Below are 21,646 nucleotides of genomic sequence, written 5' to 3'. Positions count from 1 at the left end.
AGCGAAGCCACCTTTATCATTGGCTTCGCTCTTTTTCTTATAACTTTTGATCTTCGATTGAGTTTAACCAAGCCTCAATTTCGCCTACGACAGATTGTACGCATCCATCTTCAAATGGTGAAATTAAGTTTGCTGCTTTTACAAGCTCAGTAAAAGGCATGCTACCGCCTAAAGTACAAAGATGTAGATAATCGTTCCATGCTTTTTTATGATCCTCACCAGAACGCTTCCAGAATTGGAATGCACAAATTTGTGCCAATGTGTAATCAATATAATAGAACGGAGTCGTGTATATATGACCTTGACGCTGCCAGAATCCGCCACCCTCTAAATACTCATTTCCGTCGTAATCTTTGTGAGGCATGTATTTCTTTTCAATCTCACGCCAAGCTAACTTTCTCTCCTTTGGTGTAGCGGTAGGATTTTCATACACCCAATGCTGAAATTCGTCCACACTTACGCCATAAGGAAGGAATAAAAGGGCCGAACTTAAATGAGCAAACTTATATTTATCCGTATCTTCCTTAAAAAATAGATCCATCCATGGCCATGTGAAAAATTCCATACTCATCGAATGAATTTCAGCTGCTTCATAAGTAGGCCAATTGTATTCTGGAATTTCAAAATGACTGCTTGAATACACCTGGAATGCGTGCCCTGCCTCATGTGTTAATACATCGATATCACCTGACGTACCATTAAAATTTGAAAAGATAAAAGGTGACTTGTAGTTTTCAATATATGTACAATATCCACCACCAGCCTTTCCTTTCTTTGCCACTAAGTCCATTAAATGATTCTCTACCATATAATGAAAGAACTCGCCTGTTTCCTTTGAGAGTTCATCATACATCTTTTGTCCATTTTGAATAATCCACTCAGGATCACCCTTCGGTACCGCATTCCCTGATTTAAACTTGAAGTTTTCGTCATAATACTTAAGAGTGTCAACATCAATTCTTTGTCTTTGACGTTCTTTTAGTTTTGTAGCAATCGGTACAATATAATCTTCCACTTGTTTTCTAAACCCAGCAACCATTTCCGCATTATAGTCCGTACGATACATACGGTAATAAGCTAGTTCAACGAAGTTTTTATAGCCAAGTTTTTGAGAAATTTCTGTACGAACCTTGACCAAATCGTCATATATACGATCTAACTCACTTTCGTTTTCTGAAAAATAATTAAATCGAGCTTCACTTGCCTTTTTTCTCATATCTCGGTCTTTCGATTCTGTAAACGGTTCCATTTGAGCTAACGTACGTTCTTCTCCCTCGAAAGGAATTTTCGCAGCAGCAAGGAGCTTTGTATATTCCGTCGTAAGCTTATTTTCTTGTTGAAGCAAAGGAATAATATCAGGAGAGAACACCTTTAACTGTGCTTCTGCTAAGGCAAAAAGCTGTTTTCCCCACTTTTCTTCTAGCTCGAGTTTAAAAGGTGAGTTTACAAGCGCTTCGTAATATTTAGTAACTAACCCCTCAACACTTGGTTGAATTTCATCTATATAATCTTGTTCTGCCTTGTAAAACTCATCATTCGTATCAATCGAATGTCGAATATATACGAGGTTAAACATCGTGCCTAAATCATTACGTATTTGATTTATATCTTTCATTGCCTCATTTTGCTCATTTGCAGTGGCTGCTTTTGAAAAAACCTCTAATGCATCTAAAAATTGCTTCTCAACAACCTCAAAATTTGGTCTCTCATATGTATACTGTTCGAATTGCAAAGTGAATCCCCCTTTGTTTAAAAATTTCGAAAAAAACACTCTTTTATTATAACTCAGGCAGCAAAGAAGCACAAAAAAACAAGGCACCCAGTGGATGCCTTTGTTACTATTATTTCTTATTTTCAATAGATAATCCCAATTTTTTTAGCAGCTCTGTTGCTTGATCTTTTTCATCAGCTGTAAGCTCTTTCATTAATTCATGTATTTTTTGTGCATGGTCAGGAAAAATATCCTCGATAAATGTCTTCCCTTGTTCTGTGATTTGAGCATACGTTACTCTTCGATCACTAGGGCAAGCAACTCTAGCTAGTAATGCCTTTTGTTCCAGCTTATCAACCACGTACGTAATACTTCCACTCGCAAGAAGGATTTTTTCGCCTATTTGCTGTAACGGCTGATCTCCTTTGTGGTATAAAAGTTCAAGAACAGCAAATTCTGTTGGATTTAGTCCATATGTTTGAATAAGTTTATTTACATTTTCATTGACTGAGCGATATGCTCTAGATAGCACAATAAAAAGTTTTAAAGATTGACTGATTTCAGCTTCCATGATTCTCATTCCTTTAAGATCCAATATATTTACCTTTTTTGATAACATATTTTTAATTAAGACTATTATAGAAAAACTAGCTTTGTTCTGTCAAATTCCTGTCTAATCCTTAATTCCTATAAAAAGCTTTCTTATATAGTGATATAATAAGCAAAGCTATGAAAAAAACATTATGTGCTTGGAGAATTACATGAAAAGACACTTACTAAACCTACTTTTATATAGCCTCATCGTAGTACTACCAACACTAGGTGGCAGTTATATATTTTCACAGATTGAAAAAGAAAAAAATCTTTTAGAGCAGGTTCAACATGCTGAATGGGTTGCTTCTATTCATAAATCACATTGGGATCAATTTATTAGTGAAACAGTCACTTCTCTTCAAACTCTGTCACTTACGTCAGAGATATACGTTAACAGCCCAGAAAGAATGGCCCCATTACTACAAAAGGCGTTTCAGACAGATCCTAGATACAGTGGGTTGTTTTTATTGAACGAAGAAGGGCGAATGATTGTGGGCTCTAACAATCTATTAGAGGACAATCTGTACAAAAATTCGTATATTCAGGAAGTCATTCGTACAAAGGATATTATTATATCTGCTCAGGTGAATACATTAAAAAATAACCAAAAGGTGATCGGACTTGCTTCGCCTGTGTTGGATGAACAAAATCAACTAACATTTATCACTCTTGCACTGCTTCGGGTTGACCATGTTCAAAACATAATGAAAATACTTACACCTGAGACACCTATAGTCATCCTCAATCAGGAAGATCAAGTGATCATTGATTTCGATTCTGAACATTTATACAAGCAAGGTGGGCATTGGGTATCAACGCCTATGAATCAGCTACCCTGGACGATTAAAGTAAAGGTAGATGAAGACGCAGCACGTACAAATATTTCTCATTTAATGGGAACGATTACTTTGTTCTTTATTTTGACGCATATCCTGTTTCTGTTAGTTAAATATATTTTACTAAAAAGACAATCAATTAAGGAAAGAAAGCAAAATGAGGCACAAAAACTCGAGCTGGTTGGTACATTAGCTGCTGGGACGGCACATGAAATACGAAATCCATTAACTGGCATTAGCGGCCTTGTCCAATTACTAAGTGAAAAACATAAAGATAAAGAAGATCAATTTTATTTTTCGGTTATCAATAACGAAATTAAACGAATTAATCAAATTGTGAGCGAGTTTCTGATTCTCGGAAAACCGACAGCCATGAAAAACGAGCCAATTGATTTAAAAATGATCATCCAAGAGCTACAACCACTTATTTCTTCTGAAGCAAACTTATACAATGTGATATGCCATTATACATTTCCTGAAGAATCGGTTGTCGTTCTATGTACAAAGGATCAAATGAAGCAAGTCATTTTAAATATTACAAGAAATGCATTTGAATCCATGCCTACAGGTGGCACACTTGACATCCGTATTTCGAAAGAAAGGGGAAAATGTTTCCTTACAATCTCTGATACGGGAGTTGGGATCGGAAAAGAAGAGCTTGAGAAGATTTTCCACCCCTTTTATACGTCAAAAGCATCAGGCACTGGGTTAGGGCTTGTAGTTTGTAAAAGAATCGTCCAATCGTTTCATGGTGAAATTCAAATTTCGAGTATCGAAAACAAAGGCACAACTGTGGCTGTAACATTTCCACTAATGAAAGAATAGAGAGCTTGTTTGGCTCTCTATTTTTTTATGGATACTATTGGCTCTTTGTTCATGATCCGTGTCCCAATCTCCCCCTGCATCTTTAATAACCGTTCGTCCCTTTGTTCGATTGGGATCTTTTTATATAATACTGAGTAAAGAGTGACATCTCTTAACCGAAGCATGTACGAGAGATGCTCTTTCCATTGCGGTGGTAGCATTGTTTCTGTTTCATACCCTTTTGTAAATGCTGTTATGAACCCATGAGCGAAATCATTCCGTTCCTGAACATTCTCATTAGGGAATCGGTAAAAGACAGAGTAATAAAGAGGAATCGCTATATCGGAAGTAAACCAATGATAACTGCTGTCGTCAAAGTCAAAAATATGTATGTCCCTTCCATCAAAGAAGAAATTCCCCGAGTGAATATCTCCATGAATGAGACCAAAATACTCCTTCGTTGTTGGTAAAGCTGCTAACTCCTGAAGCAATTCCTTTGTTCTAGATACAATAATTTTCTCATTACTTGGAATATAATTCTCAATCGCAAGCAAATCATCGTCATTCCATGAAGGCCTTCTCTTCAACTCTTCTGCTTCATTGTATGCTCTTGTTGCTTTATGCATCTTCCCAATTGCTTTCCCCCAAGCAAAGAACAATTCTTCGTTAAAGCGGTCTTCTTTTACGTGAATCGAGTTTCCTTTCACTTTGGAAAACATGCAAAAATAAAAATGAGATCCATCTCCTGCCGTTATCTCTTCAACCGTCTCACCCTTTGCGGATGAAAACACCTCTGGTACGTTGATGCCATTCGAATGTAGATAATTTACCCAATGCAGCTCAGCAAGTATATCTTCCTTTACTCTATGCGATTGGTGGGTTGCTCTTAGTATATAAACTCGATCCTGTTTTTTTACTTCAAACACATAATTTTCAAAATCTCCTAGCTTTTTATAGGATTCTTCCAAATCAAAGAGATGAAGTCCTGCTTTTAGAATATGTTCTGTAAAAAGCTCATCCACCTGATTCTCCATATGTCACTCCCCATTCATAGACCATTGGAAATTATACTTATCTACTACTATATCACATACTTTGCCTCACGAAATAAACCATTTCATAATCACTGGAAATTTAGTAAGATATCTTTATACAATTCTTCAACAATTAAAGGAGATCTTTTTATTATGGCACAAACTGCTACTGTTCAAGAATTTAAAAAAACTGACAGTGCAACAACGTATAAAATCTTATTCATTATCGCATTATGTCACCTATTAAACGATTCCATTCAGTCGGTTGTACCCGCCATGTTCCCTATACTTGAACAATCAATGGGGCTAAGCTTTACTCAACTAGGAATCATTGGGTTTTCTTTAAATATCGTATCCTCTATCATGCAACCCTTTGTTGGAATTATTACAGACCGTAAGCCCATGCCATTTGCTTTACCCATCGGCTTAATGTTTACTCTAATCGGAGTTTTAGGTCTTGCCTTTGCCCCTAGTTTCTTACTGATTGTGTTTTCGGTGGTCTTTATTGGATTAGGATCCGCCGTATTCCATCCTGAAGGTTCAAGGGTTGCCTATATGGCGGCTGGACCTAGAAGAGGGCTTGCACAGTCCATTTATCAAGTTGGCGGAAATTCCGGGCAAGCACTGGCTCCATTAATTACTGCACTCATACTCGTTCCTTTTGGCCAAAGAGGCGCAGGCTGGTTTACGATTGTCGCAGCAGTTGCAGTAGGGCTGCTTGTTTATATTGCTTTTTGGTACGCGAACAAACTCAAAATAGATAGTCGGAAACCAAAACAAAAGCAAACATTAGCTCCTACATCGTTTTCATTTCAACGTCAAATTCGCTTCTATTTGCTTGTGATCTTGTTCTTGATCTTCGCTCGTTCATGGTATATTTCAGGAATCACTAATTACTACGCATTTTATGCGATTGACAAGTACAGTTTTTCCATACAGCAAGCTCAGCTTTATTTATTTGTTTTTCTAGTTGCAGGAGCTTTAGGTACATTTTTCGGTGGACCTTTAGCTGACAGGTTTGGAAAAAAAACCATCATCTTGCTATCCATGATTGGTTCTGCTCCTATCACCATTTTGCTTCCCTTTGTGCCTCATTATTTTGCGGTGGTTTTACTTGGGATAGCGGGTTTCATACTCATGTCTAGTTTCTCAGTTACCGTTGTTTATGCACAAGAACTCGTTCCTGGGAAGATAGGGACCATGGCAGGTTTGACAGTAGGATTAGCTTTTGGAATGGGTGCTTTAGGATCTGTGTTTTTAGGTATATTAGCAGATACGATTGGATTGCCTTTAACGATTATTTCAACCGGTTTTCTCCCATTACTGGGGTTCCTAACACTGCTCCTTCCTTCAGACAAACAAATTGCAGATATATACAAATAAAACGGAAGAGGTGCACCCTCTTCCGTTTTATTTATTAATTCTTTCCTTTAACTCCTGCTTTTCTTCTTCTGTAAAAAAGTTTTGTGCCATGGGGAATAGCACATTTTCTTCCTTAGCAAAGTGATCAACAAGAGTGTAATACGCATTTTTAATAAGTCCAGCAAGTTCCAGCATATTTTCATCTGTAAAAGCGTCATTAGATTGTGATGCCTTTAAAAATGTCCCGATAAAGCCTTTTGCCTGATCATGCTCGTATTCCATTACTGCAATCGGTCCACTTTCCCTACCAATATACTTTTCCATCATGGAGAATAACACGCCCTCTTCTCTTTCAGAATGAGGCTCTAATTCATGAAAGAAAGCTTCTACCTTTTGAATTAATTCCTTAAACATCGTTTCCCTTGTAATTTCAACACGCTCTATTTGCTGACATGTTTCAAGCAGTCCATCAAGCATTAAAAGCAATGGAGGATGCTCATTTTTTAATTGCTGTAATCCCTCACATAATTCTACATTTCTATCCATCATTGAGCTCATACAACCTTGCATAGTTCATTTCTCCTTTTAATCATATTGTTACTTTGATTATAAGAAAGTAAGAGCTTTTCTGTTGTGATGCATATCACAAAGAAAGAAGAATGTAAACGCTTTTAAAATTCTAAAAATTTTAACAATTTAGTAGGTAATTTTTTATAAAAGCTCATATAATAAAAATATACGAAGTTTCTTTTGTAAACACGAGAAGTTAGGAGGGGTTAAAATGTATCAATGTAATCTACAAGAATTTTACCCAACCGCATTTATTCGAATTGGAGAGAATGACCAGTCCATGCTAAAAGGAAGTCGATTCATGTCTGAGACTTCCGTACACTGGCTAGTCGCATTAGACGGTCATCCAAAAGAGGGAACAGAAGATTTTTATGTTTGGAATGTTCTTGTCTACCTAGCAGACATTCATGGGAACTTTGAGTTAAGCCAACCACATTATTGTACGGAAAGTTATTCTTGCTTTGAACAGGCTTGCAATACAGCTAAGGATCTAATGATTAGTGGACTTAACGACGAGATGATGAAATACACGGTTAGAGTAAGAATAAGCTAAAAAGATTATAATCATTCATTACTTTTGGCTTTTCCTTTTTAAGCTACTATGTGAAAATTTATACATAACGCAAAATAGGATGGAATTCATAGAGGTCTATCGAAGATGTTGAAGTAAATCTATGATTGATAAATATATAAGTAATTTTCAACAAACTGAACAATTTCTAAATGTTGCTTATCGGTTGTGTTCTTTTCAAGTTCCTTTAGCCGCTTTTTCGCCTGCAAAACAAAGGGCCGCAAAGTAGGACGAGCCCCCGCCTCTTTCACTGTTAATTCTCCATTTAATATATCAATGGCTGCCTCCTGAACTTGTACATCACTTGTCAAATAGTAGAGTATCCCAGCTAAATACGATGTTCGATCCATACTGTCTCCTCCAATCTATTAATAGTACCTATATTAATAGTAACGGAACGCTCGTTCGTTTTCAACTATATTATCGGAATCTTTTAATAATTCACATTTTATACATATAATAATAAATCTACTTAGTAAATTCTAGTTTTTTATCAAAACACTAGTGTTTCAGGTAAGAGTGAGAAAAATGATTAAAGTTGAGTAATGGCGGTAGGGGTTTGGACATGGATAACATGGGATTTCGTCCAAATGTGGGGCTCATTCGGACTCTTCATCCCAAAAACCGTTCTGTCCTTGTCCGAATACGGCGCTCATTCGGACTCTTGATCATGAAAACCCTTCTGCCCTTGTCCGAATACGGTGTTCATTCGGACTCTTGATCCTAAAACCTTACAGCCCTGTCCAAATACCGGGCTCATTCGGACTCTTCATCCTAAAAATCCTTCTGCGCTTGTCCAAATACGGTGTTCATTCGGACTCTTGATCCTAAAACCTTACAGCCCTGTCCGAATACCGGGCTCATTTGGACTCTTCATCCCAAAAACCTTTCGGTCCTTGTCCGAATACGGTGTTCATTCGGACATATAAACCCAACTACCTTCATTCTCTGAATAGGAGTTTGATTCAGACGTAACAAACAAAGACACCCATCATAGCCAATGAAGGTGTCTTTGCTCAACTATTTATTCACCATTACGCTAATCGAAACACAATTCCATGGCCGCCTTTCGGATATTCCCATTTAATATTTTGGTATGGACAGCCAATCCGGCAGCTTCCACACTCGTGGCAACCCTCGTACCCCACCTGCATTCTTGTGCCTTCCCACTTGTATACTTCCGCTGGGCAGAATACGGTACAGATTTTATCGGGGCATTTTGTCATACAAACATCGTGGTCAAGCACTGTTAGATGGGATTTCGTGTCACACTTAAAACGCAGTAAGTACTGTTTTTCCTCGATTGTTTTCGTTGACATTATTTCACCGCCTTCCAAGCACGATAGACATCTTGAATGACTTTAAACGTTCCTTTTGTCCCAGTTACACTTCTCATGATTTGTTTTTGCTTTTCACGCTTTGGTGTTCCGTCGACCGTAAAGAACTTGCTCATTGCCTGGTTCATCATTGGAATATACTCTCTGAAATACTGAGGATGATGCTCAAATGTATGGGCAGCGTCTTTATATTTTTCTAGATCCTTCATAATAAAGCTATTGTATAAAGCTTCACGATAACTATTTAAACTTGCCTCACTAAAATCATTTCTTTCCTTCGCCCGAATAATGGCTTCAGCTGCCATTTTCCCTGATGACATGGCCATATTAGAGCCCTCTCGATGGATGGCATTTACCAGTTGAGCCGCATCTCCCACTACTACTACACCATTGCCGGCCACCTTCGGTACAGAGTGGTATCCCCCCTCAGGAATTAAATGTGCCAAATACTCAGCAGACTCCCCACCAGCTAGGAGTGGCTTTACCATAGAATGATTTTTTAGGTAATCTAGTAAATCATACGGCTTGAGCTTTGCTTTTATCATGCTGGATAGGGTAGTACCTACACCAATATTGATACTTTCTTTATTTGTATAAATAAAGGCTGTACCGAGGTTCCCCTTTGTTGAATCACCAAAGATTTCTATTGTACAGCCTTGGTTATCCTCAAGGTTAAAGCGGTCGTTAATCTTCTCTTTTGATAGATTAATAACTTCCATTACTGTTAGAGCTACTTCATCAGGACGAAATTCTTTATGAAAGCCAAGCTGCTTTCCTAACAGAGAGTTGACGCCATCAGCCAATACAACTACATCCGCATACACATCTCCATCAGGACGATCGGTTCGAACACCCACCACTTTACCATTTTCTACAATACACTCATTGGCTACTGTTTCATTGATGAGTAATACCCCTTGTTCCACCCCTTTTGCTGCAAACCATTGATCAAACGGAGCTCTTAATACGGTAAAATTATTATAGGGCTCCATTCCCCACTCTAATCCTTTGTAACCAAAGGAGACGGTTGACTCCTTATCCATCATCCAAAAGCGTTGTTCAATAACAGGTCTTTCTAAAGGTGCTTCCTTCCAGAACTCAGGAATAATCTCCTCCATTTGTTTCCTGTATAATACGCCACCCATTACATTTTTACTACCTGGATACTCCCCTCGCTCGAGTTGGAGCACCTTTAAGCCACTCTTTGCACAGGTATAGGCACATGAAGTTCCTGCAGGTCCAGCACCAACAACGATTACGTCAAATTTTTCAGGCATAACTGATTTCACCACCCTTTTCTGTACGTATTTCTTTAAATTGCTGGATGAGTTTCGGGAGAATTTCCAAAGCATCCCCAACGATTCCATAGGTTGCGACATCAAAAATAGGTGCACTTGCATCCTTGTTAATGGCGATTATAATATCTGAATTTTTCATACCGACTACGTGCTGAATAGCACCTGAGACACCGACTGCGAAATATATTTTAGGTGTCACCGTTTCACCCGTTTGCCCAATTTGTAACTCATGTGGGAGCCATCCTGCTTCTACCACATCCCTCGTACCACCTACACTCGCACCAATCACTTCCGCAAGCTCATATATTAATGAGAAATTTTGCTGATCCCCTAAACCCTTTCCACCGCAAACAATGATATGTGCATCCGCAAGATTGGCTCTTTTCGTTACATCCTTAACCACTTTGAGCACTTTAGTTCTCATATCTTCTTCATGCAATTCGATGTTTTCTTCGATGATTACTCCCTGTCGCTCTTTATCTGGTTCAAGAGCTTTCATTACTTTCGGTCGCACCGTTGCCATTTGAGGGCGATGCTTTTTACATAATATCGTTGCCATAATATTTCCACCAAAGGCTGGTCTACTTGCCTCCAGTAATCTTTTTTCAAGATCAACATCAAGCATGGTTGTATCTGCAGTCAAACCCGTACTTAAATCGGTCGCAACTGCACTGGCAAGGTCCTTTCCATTTGGCGTGGCTCCGTATAAAAATATTTCAGGACTGTATTTTTCAGCGAGAAGGACCACGCCCTTCATATAAGATTCTGTTCGGTAATCATCTAATACTGGATGATCAATCACATACACTTCATCCGCCCCGTAAGAAATGACTTGATTACAAAGAGCTTTAACATCTTTACCTAGCAGGACTCCCCCGAGTGAAACACTTAGCTTATCGGCTAACTTTCTTCCGGCTCCTAACAATTCTAACGAAACACCTTCGATCTCACCTTCATTTTGTTCAATGAATACCCACACACCACGGTATTCTTTACTCATTCCAAGCACCCCCATCATCGATCATTAATGTGTATCACTTCACATAAAATAGTTCTTTTTTCTCTTCAAGTAAGCATTTGATCAGCTCTCTTACTTGTTCATCTGAAGAGCCCTCTAAACGCTTCCCACCTTCATGCTTTGGAGGAGTAAACATTTTACCAACGATGGTAGGTGATCCCTTAAGCCCTAGCTGTGTACGGTCCACGTCTTCTAAATCGTTTACCGTCCAAACAACTGGCTCGTACCTTGCAGCTTTTAACATATTAGGAAGTGGGGAATATTCAATTTCATTTATTTCTTTTTCAACAGTCAATAAGCATGGGATTTGGATTTGGAGCAACTGGTAACCACCTGATAGCTTTCTCTTAATAACTACGGATTGCTTCTTTTCATTAAGCTCTGTCACTTCGATCACGTTCGTAACTGGAGGAATATCTAATCTTCTTGCAATTCCAGGTCCCACTTGCCCAGTATCTCCATCAATCGCATGCTTTCCACAAAGGATCATATCAATCGGTCTGATGCTGGCGATTTTATCTAAAGCCTTCGATAATGCGTAGCTGGTTGCTAATGTATCTGCACCGGCAAATGCACGGTCAGAAATTAAATATCCCTCGTCAGCACCAATTTCTACGCTTTTTTTAATAATCGCATTTGCTTGTGGTGGACCCATTGATAAAACGGAAATATATACATCTTTGATGAAACGCTTCATCCGAACTGCTTCTTGGACAGCATGTGCATCGTAAGGATTTAAAATAGCTGGTGCACTTCGACGATCAAGCGTATTCGTCTTAGGATTAATCTTAATAATCTTTGTGTCAGGTACTTGCTTGACACATACTACAATGTGCATAATAATCCCCCTCCTTAATAACTACTGGCTAAATCACCTATATATATTTTGCAAAGCTTCGTAATAACGATATATGTATCGGTTTACGAGCATAGTACAAACAAATTAGTTGATATTTTATGTGAATAATATAATTTTGTATGCGTTTTCAAAATTATGTCGGTATGAGAAGTGAAATGCTTACGGAATCTTCATTTTTGTCTATATACATATTTAAATGATGGGGTTTAACGACTATGATGGAATAACAATTATTTTTTGAAGGGAATGATAAAGTACTTACCATTATAGTTACTATATTAAAAGAAATTGAACATTTTCCATATGAGAAAAATCACAGATGTCATGTAATTATCATATATGTAATTGTGTGAGCAATCGCTCTTCCTTATAATAGAGTGTATTACCTAAGTTTTAATTTTAGGGGGAACCTGAATGAATGAAGTTTTGCTTGGAAGTGTTCTCTCCGCTATGTCAACGGGATTAGGCGCAGCAATCATTTTGTTTATGCATCGATCTGTGACACACCGTTGGAGAGATATTTTACTTGCCTTTACGGCGGGTATTATGATGGCAGCTTCCACGATGGGCCTAATTCCTGAAGCCCTTAATACTGGCGGGTTTATACCACTAATGATTGGTATCCTTTTAGGGGTAATTACCTTAACTTGGTTAGAGATGAGAATTCCTCATATTGATTTACAGCATACGACTCAAAAATATGAAATGGAATTTGATGAAAAAGCGATGTTGATTATAGCCGCGATTACGCTCCATAATATTCCCGAAGGATTATCAGTTGGAGTTAGTTATGCTACAAATGCTGAAGCTAATACAGGTAATCTAATCGCTTTTGCCATCGGACTCCAAAACGCTCCAGAAGGTTTTTTAGTTGCACTATTTTTAGTGAATCAAAAAATTGAAAAAGGCAAAGCGTTTATAGTTGCTACTTTAACAGGTGCAATTGAAATTGTTACAAGTTTACTAGGTTTCTATTTAACTTCGTTTGTTGAAAGTCTCGTCCCATATGGTCTAGCCTTTGCAGCAGGAGCTATGCTGTTCATTATATATAAAGAGTTAATACCTGAAAGTCATGGGGATGGGAATGAACGAACATCAACTTATTCCTTTATTTCTGGTTTACTATTTATGATATTGTTAATTGACCTCTTTTCCAAATAATTCGGCATGAGTGATACATGCCGCTTTTTTATTTCCTTTGAATGCTCAAGTTCCAGATTTACCTACATAGAAACGTTTTATTGTATAATAAATATCAAGGATCAATATAAATGGAGGTGACTTAATGGAAAAACAACTTATTCATGAAGCCATTCAAATGAATTTAGAGAACCATATACAGCACCGAAAATTACCGAAAAAGAGTATTATTAAAAGAGCTTTTTTTATTTTTATTGGCGCTATCCTAATGGCTGTAGGATTAGAGATTTTCCTTATACCAAATCAAATTATGGATGGTGGAATCGTCGGCATCTCAATAATTTTGTCTCATATTACTGCTATTAAAATTGGTCTAATCATCTTCATATTAAATATTCCATTCTTTTTCATCGGTTATAAACAAATTGGAAAAACCTTCGCACTATCTACACTCTTCGCTATTACCATATTATCAATTACAACCGTATATCTTCATCCTGTTCCTGCCTTTACTGATGACATTCTGTTAGCAACGGTTTTTGGAGGGATTGCCTTAGGAGCTGGTGTAGGAATCGTCATCCGTTATGGAGGATCACTGGACGGTACAGAAATCCTAGCCATATTAATCAATAAAAAGGTTCCTTTTTCTGTTGGAGAAGTGATCATGTTTTTTAATATTTTTATTTTTGGTACCGGGGGATTTGTGTTTGGATGGGACCGAGCGATGTATTCGATCCTAGCTTATTTTATTGCTTTTAAAACAATTGATATCGTTATTGAAGGGTTAGATCAATCAAAATCTGCATGGATCATTAGCGATAAACATAAAGAAATTGGTGATGCGATTTTGGCCCGACTCGGCCGGGGTGTCACCTTCCTTACTGGAGAAGGAGCCTATACGAGAGACGATAAAAAGGTTATCTTCTGTGTCATTACACGACTTGAAGAAGCAAAGCTCAAGCTCATTGTAGAAGATCTAGATAGTAATGCCTTTCTGGCGGTTGCAGACATTGCCGAAGTTAGAGGGGGAAGATTTAAAAAACGAGCCATACATTAGATTACCCACAAAAAAGGAAGGAGCGCTATCGTCTCCTTCCTTTTCAATCTATTTAAATGCATATGATGTTATTAGGCCATACAAACATAGCTTGTTTTCTGGTAATCTTTATCTCTTTTTTGATTTTCTTCTTCTCTTGTGATAAGCATTGATATTCAAAAATTAGCTTATCTAGCTCCTGACTACACTCAATTGTCTCTTCCCCACCTAGACCATTTGCTTGTGCAGATTCAATCATTCTCTCTCTCATTTGTTGAATCGTGGCAAGCATTTCACTGCTATTCTGCTGCACCCCGTTAACCTCCTAATACTCCTTAAATCCCCTAAATAAAAATCATCACTTGATGAATTATTGCAAGAATTTGAATAAAAGTAAATAGAATCGCAAAATAAGACAAAGTTTTCTTAAAATTTCTATATACGACAAAAAACACCCTAAAATCCCTATTATTTTTCGACAATTATCGATTTTATCCACCAAAAGTAATAAAGACACTAGGTGTTTAGACTCTAGTGCCTTAAAAACTATTTTTAAGCTTCTACTTCATTCTTTTCGTAGATTGGAACCCATCCTTCAGTTGTTACAAAAATACGGATGGCAACTACTTTTCTATCCTCTTGAAGGGTAAAATAATGTCTAACATTCGGAGGAACTGAAATAAGATCACCAGGGTTTAGAAACACCTCGAAAAATTCTCCGTCTAATCCTTGGATAATAAACACTCCGTGTCCACTAACAATAAAGCGGACCTCATCGTCTGTATGGTGGTGTTCTTGTTGGAAGTTCGTTAATAGTTGCTCAAGGTTTGGAGTGTGTTCAGCAAGAGAAATAACATCCTGTGCTTTGTATCCACGCTTCTCTGAAATTTCAGCAATTTCAGTTGAGAATACAGATAAGATTTCAGCTTTCTCTTCATCTGTTAAAATATATTTCTCTTGAAGGTTGCTAGGAAGTTTTGTAATATCCCAGTGCTCATAGATTACCTCTTGAGATTGTAAAAACGCTGCCACTTCTTTTTGATCTCTAATTTCTTCTTTTGTACTTTGAAATACAATATGTGCCATTTTTTTTACTCCTTTAAATTTTATTTTTTATATTCTAAAAGTCTTAGATGATAGCGAAATAAAAATTCAGATGCTTCGAGTAGTTTTTTTGCCTCGAATGCATTTTTTCCCCAAACGGTTATCCCATGATTTCTGATTAACACAACGCCTTTATCCTCTTTTACATGCTCACTAAACTCCTGTGCTAGTGTCGGAATATGTGCTGGATTACTGATAATGGGAACTCGAAGAACGGCATCCTCTTCCCATAAATCAAATGCTTTAATTAGCTCTTGACCAGTAAAGGTGATTTCTCCTTGATCACCATATAATTCAGATATGATATTATTATCAATCGTATGAACATGTAAACTACAACCAGCAGCTGTTTTTTTATAGATTTCCACATGTAATAAGGTTTCAGCAGATGGCTTCAAATGTGTCTCATTTACTGGTTTTCCATTTTCATCTACGAGGAGAAAATCTTCTGACGTTCGCTTCCTCTTATCCTTGCCACTTGCTGTTACTAAGAATTGTATAGGATTGTCGCTAACCTTTATGGCTAAATTCCCGCTCGTTCCCATAAACCAATCTCGAACAGCAAGCTCATCCTTCACATCAGCAAGCTCTTCCCAACGTTCTGTTAACAGACTCATCCAATCAACTCCTCAACCTGTGACATATGCTTGATCACATCATAGAAATCAACAAACTCTCTATGATTCAAGCCATACTCTTTTGATTTTTCTAATAGCAGTTCTCTTGCAATGACCAAATCAGCCTGCTTAGCTGCTTGTAAATCGGTTACTGAATCACCAATAACGACTTTGTAGAAATCTTCTTTAAGTCCACGTATAATACTAGGTTTACAGCAGCCGCAATCATTTTGACAATGCTCATCACATGCATTTGGCCAAAGAATATTGATATATTCGCCATTAAAATCAGCAGCATTACAATACACTCCTGAAAAAGGGCCGTAAGCTTGTAAAATGGGATATACAAAGAAATCAATACCACCACTAACAATATACAAAGGAATATCCTGCTCTTTCAAAAACTTCACAAAATCAGGAAATCCTTCGCGAATTTTTACATTTTCTAATGAATACGTAATGATTTCTTCTTTTTTTGAAGAAGGAAGCAACGAGAAAAGCTTTCCTACTCCTTCTCTTATTGAAATACGCTCAGATAATATGTCGTCTTTCAGCGCTTCCCATTCGGGAGGAGCAAATTTTTTCATAATGGCAATAATATTATCCTTCTCGGTGATCGTGCCATCGAAATCACAAAATACGGCTATTTTCTTGCTCATGATTGTTTCGCCACCTCAGTAACTCCCCACAGTTCGATCGCAGTTGCTAGTTCAGGATATTGCTGCGAGTTTTCTCGCAATGGCAATCCTTTTTGACTTAAATCAATAGCTTGGCGGAAAGCAAGACCTCCACCTTTCGCACCAGCCGGATGCCCATGAACGCCACCACCAGCATTAATGACACTATCTATTCCAAAATCTTGTAGTAAAAGTGGAACAAGTCCAGGATGAATACCAGCTGAAGGCACTGGGAAGCTCTTATTCATAGGTTCTGATTGATCTGTTAACGCTTCAGCAATCGATAATGCTGCTTTCTTTTCCAAAGCCACCGAACCGTATGGAGATGGGAATAAAGACAAGTCGGCTCCAGCGTAACGCAACAATTTTCCAAGTAGTAGGGAATGAGAAATTCCGTATACATCAGACGAAGTGAGTGCTCCACTCACAGCTGGATGTGCCATAATCGGAAGATCGACACCCTCTTCTTCGCGTAATTCCTGAAGAACATCAAGACCATACGCAAACACATTAAATAATAGTAAGTCCGCACCAAGTTCTTTTGCTCTTTTTGCTTTGTCAATTAATTGAGACGTACGCCCTGTCAAGTTCACAGCATACAAGGTACGATGTCCCGTTTCTTCATAAACCTGTTGCAGAACTTCTCTTCCACCAGTAATTCTCTGTTCAAAAGGAGTTAATGGGTTTTCAAAAAGAATTTCGTCATCTTTTACAAAATCGACTCCACCCAATGCCTGTTCGCGTAATTGGCTGAAGAGGAATGGAAGATCTCTACCAAGAATTCCTTTAAAAATACTCATCAATAACGGACGATCATATACCCCAAGCTTCTCTCTTAGACCATTAATACCAAACTTAGGACCTGGAAAAGCCGTTTTTAACTCTTGTGAAAAATCAAGATCTAATAGCTTAATCTTCCCGTCAAGAGACAACTTTCCAAACACCGTTGTTAAAATAGCTGGAAGATCTAGCGAAAAGTTATTCGAGGGATAAGCGATTTTTAACACCGCTACCGTTTCATTCGTATGTTCATCTATGTGTAATTTTTCTGTGGAAATAACTCTACCTTTATATTTTTTCAATTGTTCTTGCTCGAGCTTTTGTAATTGAGTCCATGAACCAACCGTTAAACCAAGCGCAATTTCCTCTGCTTTTTTCTCAGGGTTGTGTTTGGCGTCATGTACCAAGTACGTTGCGATGACCTCACTCATTTGCTTTCGTCCTTTCTCTTCTATACGCATATACATAAAAAACCTCTTCTTGTCATCAGGAAGAGGTTAGTATCGTAAACTAACATCTCCTTATCTATCAGCCTTTGCTGCAAGAATTAGCACCGTGCTTACAAAACATGTAAGTCGGTTGCCGGGCTTCGTCGGGCTCGTCCCTCCACCTGCTCTTGATAAGAAAACGAATGTTTTCATTATGGAATTATTGTTTATACTTTCAATTGATTTTGATTATTCCAGAATTTAATTCGACTGTCAATACATTAACTAAAAATTTGGAGCTTTGAAATTCTTTCAACCGCTTCTCGCAAACGTGCTTCCGAGGTTAGTAACCCAACTCGGACATAGCCTTCTCCCCATGTACCAAAACCAACTCCAGGGGCAACAGCAATATGTGCTTTTTCTAGTAATAGATCTGAAAATTGTTCAGATGTATAACCGGTAGGAACCTTTAGCCATGCAAAAAATGACCCCTCCGGAGCTACGACATTCCAACCTAATTCTTGAAGTCCTCCGATAAAGACGTCTCTTCTAGATTCGTACAATGCATTTAACTCACGAACACAACTTTGAGACTCAGTTAATGCTGTAACTGCCGCTTCTTGGACAGCTCCAAAAAGACTTACATATAAATGGTCTTGCAACAAATTAAGGGCTGAAATGACACTTTCATTTCCAACCGCAAAGCCTACTCTCCAACCAGCCATATTATACGTCTTAGATAACGTATAAATTTCAATCCCCACGTCTTTTGCACCTTCCGTTTGTAGGAAACTAATCGGTTTATGACCATTAAAGCCTATCGCTCCATATGCAAAATCATGAACAACACAAATCTCGTGCTCTTTAGCTAGTTCAACCGTATCCTCAAAAAAATTAGCATTGGCTATTGCGCCTGTCGGGTTATTCGGATAATTTAAGAACATAAGCTTAGCCTTTTCAAGCTCGCTATCTGTTAGAGCCGTATAATCGGGAAGAAAATGATTTTCCTCCTTCAATGGCATCGTAATCATTTCTGCTTGTGCAAGAGCAACTCCCGACCAATAGTCAGGATAACCCGGATCGGGGACGAGAACATGTTCACCTGGGTTTAATAGGCATTGTGGGATTTCAACAAGCCCAGCTTTTCCTCCGAAAAGGATGGCAACTTCTTTCTCTGGATTGATATCTACGTTATATTCTCTTTTATAAAATGTCGCAGCAGCCTCTTTTAATGATGCGAAGCCTTGGAAGGGAGAGTATTTGTGATTATTTGGATTCTCTGCTGCCACTTGCAGGGCTTTTACGATATGTGAAGCTGTCGGTTGATCAGGGTTTCCCTGACCAAGGTTTATTACATCATGACCATCACTGATCTGCTTATTTACTTTTGCAACAAGTGAAGCGAAGAATTGTTTAGGTAAGCTTTTTAATAATTTTGATTGAGGATATATCATCATTTTTCCACCTACTTTATATATTCGGGTAATTGGCAATTTTTATATTGAAAAACTAGTCACAAATGTATATCGTAAATGACAACTTGTAAAGTATTTTTACTAATATTTTTTTAGAAAAGGTGGTTTCTTATGAGAGTTTCTTGTATTCAGATGGACATAAGCTTTGGAAATGTAGAAGAAAACTTTCAAAAAGCGGAAAGATTAATAGAGTCAGCAATGGCTGAAAAACCTGACTTAGTCATTCTTCCAGAGTTATGGACGACAGGCTATGACTTAACCCGCCTCGATGTTCTTGCAGACGTGGAAGCAAAAAAGAGCATTGAATTTTTGCAGAAATTAGCTAAACAACATCGTGTGCATATAGTTGGTGGATCTGTTGCTTCTCAAGAAAACAACGGTGTGTATAACACACTACTTGTCATAAATAACGAAGGAGAACTTGTTTCCACATACAGCAAAGCGCATCTTTTTAAACTAATGAACGAGCATGAACATCTTCAATCAGGAAGTACAAAAGGGATATTTGCGCTCGACAATCACTTATTTGCAGGATTGATATGCTATGATATTCGCTTTCCTGAATGGATTCGTGCTCATACGACAGAAGGAGCGGAGACCATCGTGGTTGTTGCTGAGTGGCCTCTCCCTCGTTTGAACCATTGGAGATCTTTATTAATTGCTAGAGCTATTGAAAATCAATGCTTTGTTATAGCATGCAATCGTTCTGGCTCAGATCCCGACAATGTATTTGCTGGTCATTCATTGATTATTAATCCATGGGGAGAAGTAATTGCAGAGGGAGACGAACTTGAATCTATTGTTACTGGTCAAATTGATTTGGCAGAAGTGAAGAAAGTCCGCAACACGATTCCGATATTTTCAGACCGTCGGACAGACTTATATTAAAAACTGTTGACAACTTTAACACTATGCTGATATGATTCTGATCAGTGAATATTAACTGAAAATTACATCTCTTATCAAGAGTAGGCAGAGGGATTTGGCCCGATGAAGCCCAGCAACCGACCGTAATTCCATTGTGAAATGGGGCGCTATTAATTTTAGCGCCGGATAAATCCGTAAGGCACGGTGCTAATTCCAACAGAAAGAAATTTCCTTTCTGGTAGATAAGAGGTTTGTTGACTAAAGCCTCAAACCTCTTTCTAGTAGAAAGAGGTTTTTTTATGCAATAGGAGGATAATCATTATGTCAACAGTAGTAAAAGAAACTTATCAACCATTAACAGAAGAAACAGCCATCTCACTAGCAAAAGAGAGAAATTTATTCTCCGAAAATAGTACTCTGTCGTGTACAGAAATAGGAGATGGAAACTTAAATTTAGTTTTTCATATTAAAGATCAAGATGGAAAAGGCATCATTATAAAGCAAGCTCTTCCATATGCAAAAGTAGTAGGAGAGTCATGGCCACTCACTTTAAAAAGAGCAACTATTGAAGCAGAAGCATTAAAACTATTTAAAAAGCATGCTCCAGACTTTGTTCCTGAAGTGTATTATACGAACGAAGTGTTAGCTATCACGATTATGGAAGATTTATCTCATTTGACTATCGCAAGAAAAGGGTTAATTGACGGAACCGAATATCCCCTGCTTGCAAGTCATCTTGGCACATACTTAGCCAATACAACCTTTTTCACATCGGAGTTTGGGTTGGATAAGGGACAAAAGAAAGAGCTTGTTGGAAAATTTATTAACCCAGAATTATGTAAAATTACTGAGGACCTAATTTTCTCCGATCCTTACTTTGATGCAGAGACAAATGATTTTGAACCACAGCTCACTTCAACAGTTGAAAAACTATGGAATGATACAGAGTTAAAGCTTCAAGTAGCCTTACTGAGAAAAAGCTTCTTAACAGAAGCTGAAGCACTTTTACATGGTGATCTTCATACAGGCAGCTTATTTGTTTCGAAGGAAGAAACAAAAGTAATTGACCCGGAATTTGCATACTTTGGTCCTGTAGGTTTTGATATCGGTCAAGTGATAGCCAATTTATTGTTCCAAGCAATTGCCTTTGAAGAAAAATCCGATGCGATATACTCCCAGGTAAGAACATTCTGGAATGTATATCAAAATCAATTTTCAGTCCTGTGGGAACATGACAATTTAGAACCATTTGCACGTATTGACGGTTTCCTTTCTACTACTCTACAAAAATACTTTCAGGATGCTGTAGGTTTTGCAGGTTGTGAACTTATAAGAAGAACAATCGGTCTTGCCCATGTAGCAGACTTGGATGGTCTATCGGATGAAAAGGAACGAATTGCAGCGAAAGAAAAATCATTAGCGTTAGGTAGAGAATTCATTCTTAAGCGTAATGAATTCACATCCATTGAAGAGTTAGTTACATTTTTACACACAAAAAAATACGAGTAGAAGGATTCTCTACTCGTAA

22 protein-coding genes and 2 riboswitches are annotated in these 21,646 nt (G+C 37.9%); of the genes, 7 read left to right on the top strand and 15 right to left on the bottom strand.

The window, feature by feature from the left end; translation table 11 throughout:
* Positions 1–37: 37 nt before the first annotated feature.
* The gene (locus tag ACGLXV_RS09335; RefSeq protein WP_391558374.1) at positions 38–1,732 is read right to left on the bottom strand and encodes a M3 family oligoendopeptidase; all 1,695 of its coding nucleotides are present in this window, start codon (positions 1,730–1,732) and stop codon (positions 38–40) included.
* A gap of 109 nt (positions 1,733–1,841) precedes the next feature.
* A complete protein-coding gene (locus ACGLXV_RS09330; protein WP_391558373.1) occupies positions 1,842–2,291 on the bottom strand; it encodes a MarR family winged helix-turn-helix transcriptional regulator in 450 nt (149 codons plus the stop codon).
* 181 nt (positions 2,292–2,472) lie between these two features.
* Between ACGLXV_RS09330 and ACGLXV_RS09325 the strand changes: the two genes are divergently transcribed.
* Positions 2,473–3,966 carry an ATP-binding protein gene (locus ACGLXV_RS09325; RefSeq protein WP_391558372.1) on the top strand — a complete coding sequence of 498 codons (1,494 nt, stop codon included), beginning with the start codon at positions 2,473–2,475 and terminating at the stop codon, positions 3,964–3,966.
* A 17-nt stretch (positions 3,967–3,983) separates the two neighbouring features.
* Here ACGLXV_RS09325 and ACGLXV_RS09320 read toward each other — a convergent pair whose 3' ends face one another.
* Positions 3,984–4,979 (bottom strand): phosphotransferase enzyme family protein, encoded by a 996-nt coding sequence (locus ACGLXV_RS09320; RefSeq protein ID WP_391558371.1) that lies wholly within the window; start codon positions 4,977–4,979, stop codon positions 3,984–3,986.
* 153 nt (positions 4,980–5,132) lie between these two features.
* Between ACGLXV_RS09320 and ACGLXV_RS09315 the strand changes: the two genes are divergently transcribed.
* Entirely contained in the window at positions 5,133–6,362 is a 1,230-nt protein-coding gene (locus ACGLXV_RS09315) for an MFS transporter (protein WP_391558370.1), read from the top strand.
* A 27-nt stretch (positions 6,363–6,389) separates the two neighbouring features.
* On the opposite strand, the gene ACGLXV_RS09310 is transcribed toward ACGLXV_RS09315, so the two are convergent.
* Positions 6,390–6,911 carry a hemerythrin domain-containing protein gene (locus ACGLXV_RS09310; RefSeq protein WP_119707340.1) on the bottom strand — a complete coding sequence of 174 codons (522 nt, stop codon included), beginning with the start codon at positions 6,909–6,911 and terminating at the stop codon, positions 6,390–6,392.
* Positions 6,912–7,122: 211 nt separating this feature from the next.
* Here ACGLXV_RS09310 and ACGLXV_RS09305 point away from each other — a divergent pair, with 211 nt between their 5' ends.
* Complete coding sequence (locus ACGLXV_RS09305; protein WP_119707339.1) at positions 7,123–7,464, top strand: SAM domain-containing protein; 342 nt, start codon at positions 7,123–7,125, stop codon at positions 7,462–7,464.
* A gap of 119 nt (positions 7,465–7,583) precedes the next feature.
* Here the strand turns inward: ACGLXV_RS09305 and ACGLXV_RS09300 are convergent, their stop codons facing one another.
* The 5 genes from ACGLXV_RS09300 to ACGLXV_RS09280 all read right to left on the bottom strand — a co-directional run bounded on the left by ACGLXV_RS09300 (position 7,584) and on the right by ACGLXV_RS09280 (position 11,973).
* Complete coding sequence (locus tag ACGLXV_RS09300; protein WP_119707338.1) at positions 7,584–7,832, bottom strand: hypothetical protein; 249 nt, start codon at positions 7,830–7,832, stop codon at positions 7,584–7,586.
* Positions 7,833–8,516: 684 nt separating this feature from the next.
* Positions 8,517–8,801, bottom strand: a complete 285-nt coding sequence (locus ACGLXV_RS09295; RefSeq protein WP_066058155.1) for a ferredoxin family protein — start codon at positions 8,799–8,801, stop codon at positions 8,517–8,519.
* Positions 8,801–10,096, bottom strand: coding sequence for an FAD-dependent oxidoreductase (locus tag ACGLXV_RS09290; protein ID WP_119707337.1), 1,296 nt, complete (start codon positions 10,094–10,096; stop codon positions 8,801–8,803). Before ACGLXV_RS09290 ends, ACGLXV_RS09295 begins: the two co-directional genes overlap by 1 nt.
* Positions 10,089–11,117: an electron transfer flavoprotein subunit alpha/FixB family protein gene (locus ACGLXV_RS09285; RefSeq protein WP_119707336.1), complete on the bottom strand. Its 1,029-nt coding sequence runs from the start codon at positions 11,115–11,117 to the stop codon at positions 10,089–10,091. Before ACGLXV_RS09285 ends, ACGLXV_RS09290 begins: the two co-directional genes overlap by 8 nt.
* A gap of 34 nt (positions 11,118–11,151) precedes the next feature.
* Positions 11,152–11,973: an electron transfer flavoprotein subunit beta/FixA family protein gene (locus ACGLXV_RS09280; RefSeq protein ID WP_119707335.1), complete on the bottom strand. Its 822-nt coding sequence runs from the start codon at positions 11,971–11,973 to the stop codon at positions 11,152–11,154.
* A gap of 435 nt (positions 11,974–12,408) precedes the next feature.
* Here ACGLXV_RS09280 and ACGLXV_RS09275 point away from each other — a divergent pair, with 435 nt between their 5' ends.
* Together ACGLXV_RS09275 and ACGLXV_RS09270 are read left to right on the top strand one after the other, a co-directional pair.
* Positions 12,409–13,155 carry a ZIP family metal transporter gene (locus tag ACGLXV_RS09275; RefSeq protein ID WP_119707334.1) on the top strand — a complete coding sequence of 249 codons (747 nt, stop codon included), beginning with the start codon at positions 12,409–12,411 and terminating at the stop codon, positions 13,153–13,155.
* A 157-nt stretch (positions 13,156–13,312) separates the two neighbouring features.
* Positions 13,313–14,191, top strand: a complete 879-nt coding sequence (locus ACGLXV_RS09270) for a YitT family protein (RefSeq protein WP_391558408.1) — start codon at positions 13,313–13,315, stop codon at positions 14,189–14,191.
* Positions 14,192–14,243: 52 nt separating this feature from the next.
* Here the strand turns inward: ACGLXV_RS09270 and ACGLXV_RS09265 are convergent, their stop codons facing one another.
* The 6 genes from ACGLXV_RS09265 to ACGLXV_RS09240 all read right to left on the bottom strand — a co-directional run bounded on the left by ACGLXV_RS09265 (position 14,244) and on the right by ACGLXV_RS09240 (position 19,233).
* Positions 14,244–14,483: a Spo0E family sporulation regulatory protein-aspartic acid phosphatase gene (locus tag ACGLXV_RS09265; RefSeq protein ID WP_391558369.1), complete on the bottom strand. Its 240-nt coding sequence runs from the start codon at positions 14,481–14,483 to the stop codon at positions 14,244–14,246.
* Between the two features lie 239 nt (positions 14,484–14,722).
* Positions 14,723–15,256, bottom strand: coding sequence for a 1,2-dihydroxy-3-keto-5-methylthiopentene dioxygenase (locus ACGLXV_RS09260; RefSeq protein ID WP_119707332.1), 534 nt, complete (start codon positions 15,254–15,256; stop codon positions 14,723–14,725).
* A gap of 20 nt (positions 15,257–15,276) precedes the next feature.
* Positions 15,277–15,891, bottom strand: coding sequence for a methylthioribulose 1-phosphate dehydratase (locus tag ACGLXV_RS09255; protein ID WP_119707331.1), 615 nt, complete (start codon positions 15,889–15,891; stop codon positions 15,277–15,279).
* On the bottom strand, positions 15,888–16,550 hold the full coding sequence (locus ACGLXV_RS09250) for a 2-hydroxy-3-keto-5-methylthiopentenyl-1-phosphate phosphatase (RefSeq protein WP_391558368.1): 663 nt from the start codon (positions 16,548–16,550) through the stop codon (positions 15,888–15,890). Before ACGLXV_RS09250 ends, ACGLXV_RS09255 begins: the two co-directional genes overlap by 4 nt.
* Entirely contained in the window at positions 16,547–17,779 is a 1,233-nt protein-coding gene (locus tag ACGLXV_RS09245; protein ID WP_391558407.1) for a 2,3-diketo-5-methylthiopentyl-1-phosphate enolase, read from the bottom strand. Before ACGLXV_RS09245 ends, ACGLXV_RS09250 begins: the two co-directional genes overlap by 4 nt.
* Before the next feature lie 87 nt (positions 17,780–17,866).
* Positions 17,867–17,974: riboswitch (SAM riboswitch) on the bottom strand.
* Between the two features lie 83 nt (positions 17,975–18,057).
* On the bottom strand, positions 18,058–19,233 hold the full coding sequence (locus ACGLXV_RS09240; protein WP_391558367.1) for a pyridoxal phosphate-dependent aminotransferase: 1,176 nt from the start codon (positions 19,231–19,233) through the stop codon (positions 18,058–18,060).
* 129 nt (positions 19,234–19,362) lie between these two features.
* On the opposite strand from ACGLXV_RS09240, the gene ACGLXV_RS09235 reads away from it, so the two are divergent.
* Both ACGLXV_RS09235 and mtnK read left to right on the top strand, forming a co-directional pair.
* Complete coding sequence (locus ACGLXV_RS09235) at positions 19,363–20,139, top strand: carbon-nitrogen family hydrolase (protein ID WP_119707328.1); 777 nt, start codon at positions 19,363–19,365, stop codon at positions 20,137–20,139.
* 68 nt (positions 20,140–20,207) lie between these two features.
* Positions 20,208–20,367, top strand: a riboswitch (SAM riboswitch).
* Positions 20,368–20,439: 72 nt separating this feature from the next.
* Complete coding sequence (gene mtnK, locus ACGLXV_RS09230; protein ID WP_391558366.1) at positions 20,440–21,627, top strand: S-methyl-5-thioribose kinase; 1,188 nt, start codon at positions 20,440–20,442, stop codon at positions 21,625–21,627.
* Positions 21,628–21,646: the final 19 nt, after the last annotated feature.

It is taken from the genome of Robertmurraya sp., from assembly GCF_036676585.1.
In the GTDB taxonomy this organism is placed as follows: domain Bacteria; phylum Bacillota; class Bacilli; order Bacillales; family Cytobacillaceae; genus Robertmurraya_A.
This window is presented reverse-complemented; position numbering and strand designations above follow the sequence as displayed.